This window comes from Nitrospirota bacterium (genome assembly GCA_016207905.1).
Taxonomy (GTDB): domain Bacteria; phylum Nitrospirota; class Thermodesulfovibrionia; order Thermodesulfovibrionales; family JdFR-86; genus JACQZC01.
In genome coordinates this window covers 1-7,440 of sequence record JACQZC010000041.1, presented here as the reverse complement: position 1 = coordinate 7,440, position 7,440 = coordinate 1, and the positions used below count along the sequence as shown (strand labels likewise).

Annotated in this window: 7 protein-coding genes; 2 read left to right on the top strand and 5 right to left on the bottom strand. The window is 43.1% G+C overall.

Going from position 1 to position 7,440, the window contains the following annotated elements; translation table 11 throughout:
* Window positions 1–287: 287 nt before the first annotated feature.
* Entirely contained in the window at window positions 288–2,021 is a 1,734-nt protein-coding gene (gene ilvB, locus HY805_04970; protein ID MBI4823566.1) for a biosynthetic-type acetolactate synthase large subunit, read from the top strand.
* Window positions 2,018–2,506, top strand: coding sequence for an acetolactate synthase small subunit (gene ilvN / locus HY805_04965; protein ID MBI4823565.1), 489 nt, complete (start codon window positions 2,018–2,020; stop codon window positions 2,504–2,506). The genes ilvB and ilvN overlap by 4 nt, the downstream gene beginning before the upstream one ends.
* Window position 2,507: 1 nt before the next feature.
* Here the strand turns inward: ilvN and HY805_04960 are convergent, their stop codons facing one another.
* Genes HY805_04960 through HY805_04940 form a run of 5 tightly spaced genes read right to left on the bottom strand, consistent with a single transcriptional unit; the run spans window position 2,508 to window position 7,300 of the window.
* Window positions 2,508–2,813, bottom strand: a complete 306-nt coding sequence (locus HY805_04960; GenBank protein ID MBI4823564.1) for a hypothetical protein — start codon at window positions 2,811–2,813, stop codon at window positions 2,508–2,510.
* Window positions 2,810–3,610 carry a prolipoprotein diacylglyceryl transferase gene (gene lgt, locus HY805_04955; GenBank protein ID MBI4823563.1) on the bottom strand — a complete coding sequence of 267 codons (801 nt, stop codon included), beginning with the start codon at window positions 3,608–3,610 and terminating at the stop codon, window positions 2,810–2,812. Before lgt ends, HY805_04960 begins: the two co-directional genes overlap by 4 nt.
* A complete protein-coding gene (gene lspA, locus HY805_04950) occupies window positions 3,564–4,019 on the bottom strand; it encodes a signal peptidase II (protein ID MBI4823562.1) in 456 nt (151 codons plus the stop codon). The genes lgt and lspA overlap by 47 nt, the downstream gene beginning before the upstream one ends.
* Window positions 4,016–6,778: an isoleucine--tRNA ligase gene (gene ileS / locus HY805_04945; GenBank protein MBI4823561.1), complete on the bottom strand. Its 2,763-nt coding sequence runs from the start codon at window positions 6,776–6,778 to the stop codon at window positions 4,016–4,018. The genes lspA and ileS overlap by 4 nt, the downstream gene beginning before the upstream one ends.
* Window positions 6,779–6,790: 12 nt before the next feature.
* On the bottom strand, window positions 6,791–7,300 hold the full coding sequence (locus HY805_04940; protein MBI4823560.1) for a hypothetical protein: 510 nt from the start codon (window positions 7,298–7,300) through the stop codon (window positions 6,791–6,793).
* Between the last annotated feature and the right edge of the window lie 140 nt (window positions 7,301–7,440).

Below are 7,440 nucleotides of genomic sequence, written 5' to 3'. Positions count from 1 at the left end.
TGTTACCGTTAACTTAGTAAGTTCCTTTACCGACATGGGTGTATCCTCCTTCCCTTTAAGGGTTAATGATTTGGACAATGGAGAATACACCCTGTCTCTTTTTTACTTCAAGAATTTACACAGAAGATTTTACGCTACCTTATGGGTTCAGGACATATGAGACAAACCATGGGATTCTTCTTACTGATGATGCCATTCACAGACAAAGGTGTTGGTAGGAAATAAAATAACTTTCTTGGTATGGGGATATTGCAAATTCAATGAGGACTTATGTTAAACTATGGTCTATGAAGATTTCAGGTGCAGAGATATTAGTTGAGTGTCTTAAGCGTGAGGGTGTAAAGCACATATTTGGATACCCCGGAGGGGTTGTGCTAAACATCTTCGATGTTCTTTACAATGAAAAAGACCTCAAGCTAATACTTACAAGACATGAGCAGGGAGCTGTTCATGCTGCAGATGGCTATGCGAGGGCATCAGGCAAGCCAGGGGTTGTGCTTGTGACATCGGGTCCGGGAGCAACAAACACCGTAACCGGGATTGCAACCGCATCCATGGACTCGGTTCCGCTTGTGGTCATGTCAGGACAGGTCCCAACACTTCTTATTGGAAACGATGCATTTCAGGAGGCAGATATCGTTGGAATCTCAAGGCCTTGCACGAAATATAATTTCCTTATTAAGGATATAAAAGACCTTGCAAAGACCATAAGGGAGGCATTCCACATAGCAACCACAGGTAGGCCAGGGCCTGTTCTTATAGACCTGCCAAAGGATATAACTGCAGGAAAGACAGAGTTTCACTGGCCCGAAAAGATAGATATAAGGAGTTATAAGCCAACACTCGAAGGTAACAAGTGGATGATTACACAAGCCGCACATATGATTTCTAAATCAAAACAGCCTGTGCTCATAGCAGGCGGAGGTGTGATTATCTCATCTGCCGTTAAAGAGCTTAAAGAGCTTGCCGAATATACAGACATCCCGGTGACAATGACGCTTATGGGGCTTGGAGCCTTCCCTGGCAGTCATCGTCTTTCCCTTGGAATGCCAGGGATGCACGGAACATATTATGCAAATAAGGCAATACAGGAGTCAGACCTCGTCATTGCAGTTGGCATGAGGTTTGATGACAGGGTTACAGGCAAGGCAGATGCCTTTGCCTCCCATGCAAAGATAATTCATATAGATATAGACCCAACCTCGATAAGAAAAAATGTAAGGGTTGACACCCCTATCGTAGGGGACGCAAAAAGGATTCTTCATGTTCTCAATAAAACCCTCAAAGAGGAAGTCAAAGTCCAGTGGGCCGAGGTCAGAAAGGCATGGCTTAAGCAGATAGAGGAATGGAGAATGGAAAGGCCTCTTTCGTATGCAAAGACTGTAGAGACGATAAAGCCCCAGTTTGTCGTAGAAAAGATATGCGAACTTACAAGGGGTGATGCAATAATTACAACAGAGGTTGGACAGAACCAGATGTGGACTGCACAGTTTTATAAATTCGAAAAGCCAAGAACCCTTCTTTCCTCAGGCGGATTAGGAACAATGGGATATGGGTTTCCTGCGGCAATCGGAGCCCAGCTTGCATTTCCGGATAAGCTCGTCATCGACATTGCAGGAGACGGCTCGATCCAGATGAACATACAGGAGCTTGCAACCGCAGTGATAAACAAACTGCCAGTTAAGGTGGCAATCCTTAATAATAGGTATTTAGGCATGGTTAGGCAGTGGCAGGAGCTTTTCTTTGGCGAAAGATACTCCTACACACATCTCGATGTCGTTCCTGATTTTATTAAGATCGCAGAGGCATACGGGGCAGTGGGCTTGAGGGCAACGAAGCCCTCTGAGGTGGAGCCTATCCTTAAAGAGGCATTCAAGATTAAAGGGACCGTGTTTATGGACTTTGTGGTTGACTGGAAAGAAAAGGTCTTTCCAATGGTGCCTGCAGGTGCTCCCATAGACCAGATGATGTTTGAAGAGCCTGAAAAAAAGCCTGAGAAAAAACTTAAGGCAGTGAAATGAGACACACAATATCTCTTCTTGTTGAAAACAAATTCGGAGTGCTATCGAGGGTCTCGGGCCTCTTTAGTGGAAGAGGATATAACATAGAAAGCATCTCAGTGGGAGAGACCCTTGACCCCCTGATATCCCAGATGACCATTGTGACATCAGGCGATGACCAGGTGATAGAGCAGATTACAAAACAGCTTAACAAGCTCATCGATGTCATAAAGGTCGCTGACATGACCGAGTTTGACCATGTGGAAAGGGAGATGGTTCTCATAAAGGTCTCTCCACGGCAGGAGCATAAGGCAGAGGTCTTAAACCTTACGGAAATCTTCAGGGGCAGGATTGTGGATTCATCCCAGAAGACCTATACGATAGAGATAACAGGAGACGAAAAAAAGATAGAGGCATTCACAGAGCTTATGAAGCCATTTGGAATAAAGGACTTTGTAAGAACTGGAAAAGTAGCAATCATGAGAGAGGCAGTTAAGAAGCCTTAACTTATTCCTCTCCCATAAGTATCTTAATGAGTCCAGTGGAGATTATAAATTGATAGCCTTGCTCTTTCCGAACTAACTGGAAGAAATCGCATTTCAGGCAGTCTCCGAATTTTTTTGCAAATGTTCCCTGAACCTCTCCTTTGCAGAAAGTTCCTGCTACGACCCAGCATGCCCTTCCTGCGTTTTTCCCTCCATGAATTCCATCGAGCCTCGTATCGGTAGTGGCAGGACAGACACCTAATTTTTCCGCATTTTTGCCGCCTGGCTCTCTTCCACAGCCCTTGAATTCCCAGCAGTTCTTCTTCAATTTACACCCCTTTTAATGCCTCTTATAAACATTATAGCAGAGACTGTAAATAAAATCACACTTAGTGCCTGAGATACAGAAAGCCCAGACATTATAAACCCTCTTTCTATATCCCCTCTCCAGAATTCCACTGTGAACCTCAATGCCGAGTAAAAGACTCCGTAGAGCCAGAAAAGCTCTCCTTTAAACGACTGCCTTGTTCTTATGGAAATCAGGACGAGGAAGATTGCAAACTCTCCAATGGATTCATAAAGCTGTGTTGGATGTAGCTTAATCCACTGTGGTGCAAGGCTTTTTGGGTCTGTAAAGGTCACTGCCCATGGAAGTTCTGAGGGGGCTCCGTAGCAACAGCCTGCCGAAAAACATCCGAGCCTTCCAATGGCATGGCCCACTGCAAGTGAGGGAGCCATGATGTCTGCAACTGCCCAGAGATCAAGCCCCTTTCTTTTTACATACCATATAACTAATGGTATAACGAAGATTAAGCCTCCGTAAAAAACCAGTCCGCCTTCCCATACCTTAAATATATCAAATGGATTTCTCAGATAATACGAAAGATTCATTAAAACATAAAGCCCCCTTGAGCCAACGATTGCACCTACGAGGATATAAAACCCAATGTCTGCTATCAGGGCATGTGGTATGCCCTGCCTTTTTGCCTGTCTTATTGCAAGTGAAAGGGCAAGGAGAAATCCCGATGCCACAAGCACACCGTATGTGTGAAGTGTCAGGGGCCCTATCTTTATAAGCTCAGGATACATGATGCTTCTTACGAAAACCCCATAAAAGAAGTACAAAGATGCCCACTGTCAGGCATGAGTCTGCTACATTGAATGCAGGCCAGTGGTAACTGCCTATGGATATATCTATAAAGTCCCTCACAGAACCCAAAAAGACCCTGTCTATAAGATTCCCTATGGCACCTGAAAGTATGAGCGAAAGGCTGAAACTGGATTCCCTGTCTTTGTATAACATGATGGCTATAAACACTATGGCAGTAACCGATAAGGCTATGAAGACATTATTGCCCAATGCCTTAAAGATGCCAAATGCCGCACCAACATTCTTTACATTCACAAGCTGGATAAAGGGTAATATCTTAATTGGCTCGGCTTGATTTATAAATGTCCCTGCAAGATATTTAGTTATCTGGTCTAAAAGGACAGCCCCAGCGACGAGCAAGATGTAAGGCGCTCTTTTTCTCATTTAATTATATTATAACATCTACCGCATACATCAGGCATGTCAGGGAAGCTTCCAATAGAGGGGCTCCAGTTCCAACACCTTTCGCATTTTCTGCCATTTGCCCTGCCTATAATTACACCAACAGGAATCGTATCGGTTCTACTAAGCCTAACTTGAGAGACAATGAAAAGAGTCGGCAGAAATTCTTTATAGTCCTCAAAGAGTCCAAAATATTTATCTGAGAGCGAAAGCAATACGCTTGCCTCAAGCGAACTGCCAATGACTTTTTTCTCCCTTGCGTCTTCTAATCCTTTATTGACAAAATTTCTCACTTCTATGAGCCTGTCCCATCTTGCCTCAAGCTCATCATCTATAAACTTCTCATTCACTTTCGGAAAATCACTTAAGAAAACACTCTCCTCTTTCTTTCCTTTTATATAGCCCCATATCTCCTCTGCTGTGAAGGAGAGTATGGGTGCCATGAGCTTTGTCATTGTAGTAAGAGTCTCCCTCAAAACCCACTGGCTACCCCTTCTTTCAGGAGAGTCTGCCCTGAATGTATAGAGCCTGTCTTTAAGAATATCCAGATAAAACGAGCTCATATCGACTACGCAGAAGTTATGGATGCTATGGAAGACCTCATGGAAATCGAACCTTTCGTAAGCATTGGTGACCTTCTTAATAAGCCTCTCCTTCCTTGACATAGCCCACCTATCTATCTCGGTTAGCTCTGGTGTGCTTCCGTCGAAATCATAAATGTTTCCGAGGAGGAATCTTGCTGTGTTTCTTATTTTTCTATATGCCTCTGTAATGCGGGAGATTATCTCTTTGGATATTCTTACATCATCTTTATAGTCTTCGGCAGAGACCCAGAGCCTTAGGATTTCAGCTCCATTTGCCTTAACAATGTCATCAGGGGAAACTACATTCCCAAGGGACTTGGACATCTTTTTGCCTTTTCCATCGACAACAAAGCCATGCGTTAGGACCGTCTTATATGGAGACTGACCGATTGTGCCCACTGAGGCTAAAAGACTGCTTTGAAACCAGCCCCTGTGCTGGTCCGAGCCTTCAAGGTACATGTCTGCTGGCCACGAAAGCCTTTCTTTATCTGTTTTTAACACTGCGGCATGACTTACTCCTGAATCAAACCATACATCTAATATATCCGTTTCCTTTACGAAGTCCTGCCCCTCGCACTTACTGCACTTATAGCCATCAGGCAAAAGCTCTTTTTCTTCCTTTTCAAACCAGATGTCTGCGCCATGTTGCTTTATGAGGCTTACGAATCTTATAAACACATCGTCATCAACTGCCATCTGACCGCAGTGCCTACACCTTATCATTGCGATTGGAACCCCCCATGCCCTCTGCCTTGAGATACACCAGTCAGGCCTGTTAGAGACCATGCCGTAGATTCTGTCTCTTCCCCATTCTGGAACCCATTTTACCTTGTCAATCTCATCGAGACACCTTTGCCTTAGAGCATTATTTTGCATTGAAATGAACCACTGCTCAGTTGCCCTGAAGATTACAGGCTTTTTGCATCTCCAGCAGTGGGGATATGAATGCAGGAGTTTCTCTTCATGTAAAAGTGCATTGTTTCTCCTCAAGATTTCTATTATAGTCTCGTTTGCCTTAAAAACGAACTGCCCTTCTATTTCTGGCAGTCCTGTACCTAAGAATCTTCCCTTGTCGTCAACAGGCGCATAGATTTCAAGCCCTTCTCTTATGCCTGCGGAATAGTCTTCCTCACCATGTCCGGGTGCTATGTGAACGATGCCAGTTCCTTCTTCGGTGCTGACAAAGTCAGCCTCGATTATCATTGATTTGCGGTCAATAAAAGGGTGGTCTGCTTTTAAACCCTTCATGTTGTTGCCGGGGAATATACGATAGACATTGTTCGTTGGCAGGACACCTTGTCCATGTAACTTATTCACTAAATCATTGGCAACAATGAGAACTTCTTTTTGGTCAGGCATCATTACTGCTGCATAATTAATGTTGCCTTTTACTGCAAGCGCTAAATTTGCAGGCAGTGTCCAAGGAGTAGTAGTCCAGATGACAATGTAAACCTTCTCGAAACCTTCAAGATTTAACCGCCCCTCTGTATTCAGCCCGAACTTCACATACACAGAGGGCGATTCCTTATCCGCATATTCGACCTCTGCCTCTGCCAAAGCAGTAACACACGATGGACACCAATGAACAGGCTTTTTCCCTTTATACACATAGCCACCTTTTACAAACCCTGTAAACTCCCTGACAGTGGCTGACTCATACTCATAAGACATCGTAAGATAAGGCATCATCCAGTCGCCAAACACTCCGAGCCTTTTAAATTCGGTCCTCTGGATGTCAACGAACCTGAGGGCATACTCTCTACAGAGCTGCCTTTTCTTAAGTATGTCTATGCCTTCTTTTGCCTTGCCTAAGTCTTTATCCACCTCCCGCTCTATGGGAAGACCATGACAGTCCCATCCGGGCACATATGGAGAGTAAAAGCCATTCATTGATTTATATTTAACTATTATGTCTTTGAGAATCTTATTCAGGGAATGTCCTATGTGGATATGTCCGTTTGCATAAGGAGGTCCGTCATGAAGGACATAGGTTTTTTCCTTTCTGTTGGCAGTATTCTTTTTTAGAATGTTTTCGTACACCTTTTCTTTTTCCCAGAAGGCAAGGATTTCAGGCTCCCTCGTTGGAAGGTTAGCCTTCATTGGAAAGTCTGTCTGGGGAAGATTAAGCGTTGCCCTAAGGTCTTTTTCTTCTTTCATATCACTCAATTTCTATCCTATGTAAAACCCTAATTTTAATTTTATTTTACCCTCTAATACTTTAATAAAATCATCTACCCTCGGTGCAGGCTGATGAGTAAAGGCTTTCAAAAGATTAGCAATCGTAGAAGATTTTTTATCAAGTAATTTTAAATGATAAACACCTTCATCTTTCACTAAATCGTAGATATGGTATTTTGTTTTCTTTCCCTCAGTATAATCCATTGCATTTAATTTAAAGCGATTAACCATATTTTCATAAACATATTTCTGCATAATCCAAAAGATATTTTTACCCCATTTTTCCATCACTTGACCTTTAATAAGCATTTGAATATATGAAAGCTTAATTGTGTTGTATGTATTCATCCCAAAGTTATATTTTCTACTTAACACATCAAGCCCTTTCATGAAATCTTTTAATGCCTCAACTAACTTTCCTGTTCCAGTTGTGGAATCTGACTGAAATTCTATGACACAGAAATCATCAACCTTATTACTGATAGGTTTATGTTTTACCAACCTACATTCAATCTCGAAGTGCAACAGATGCGACTTCAAGGGGCGTCTTGTAGCCCAGACATTTTCTGGGCCTTGTGTTAATTAATGATGCTACCATTGCCACCTGCTCATTGGTTATTTTACCGAAGTCCGTGCCTTTA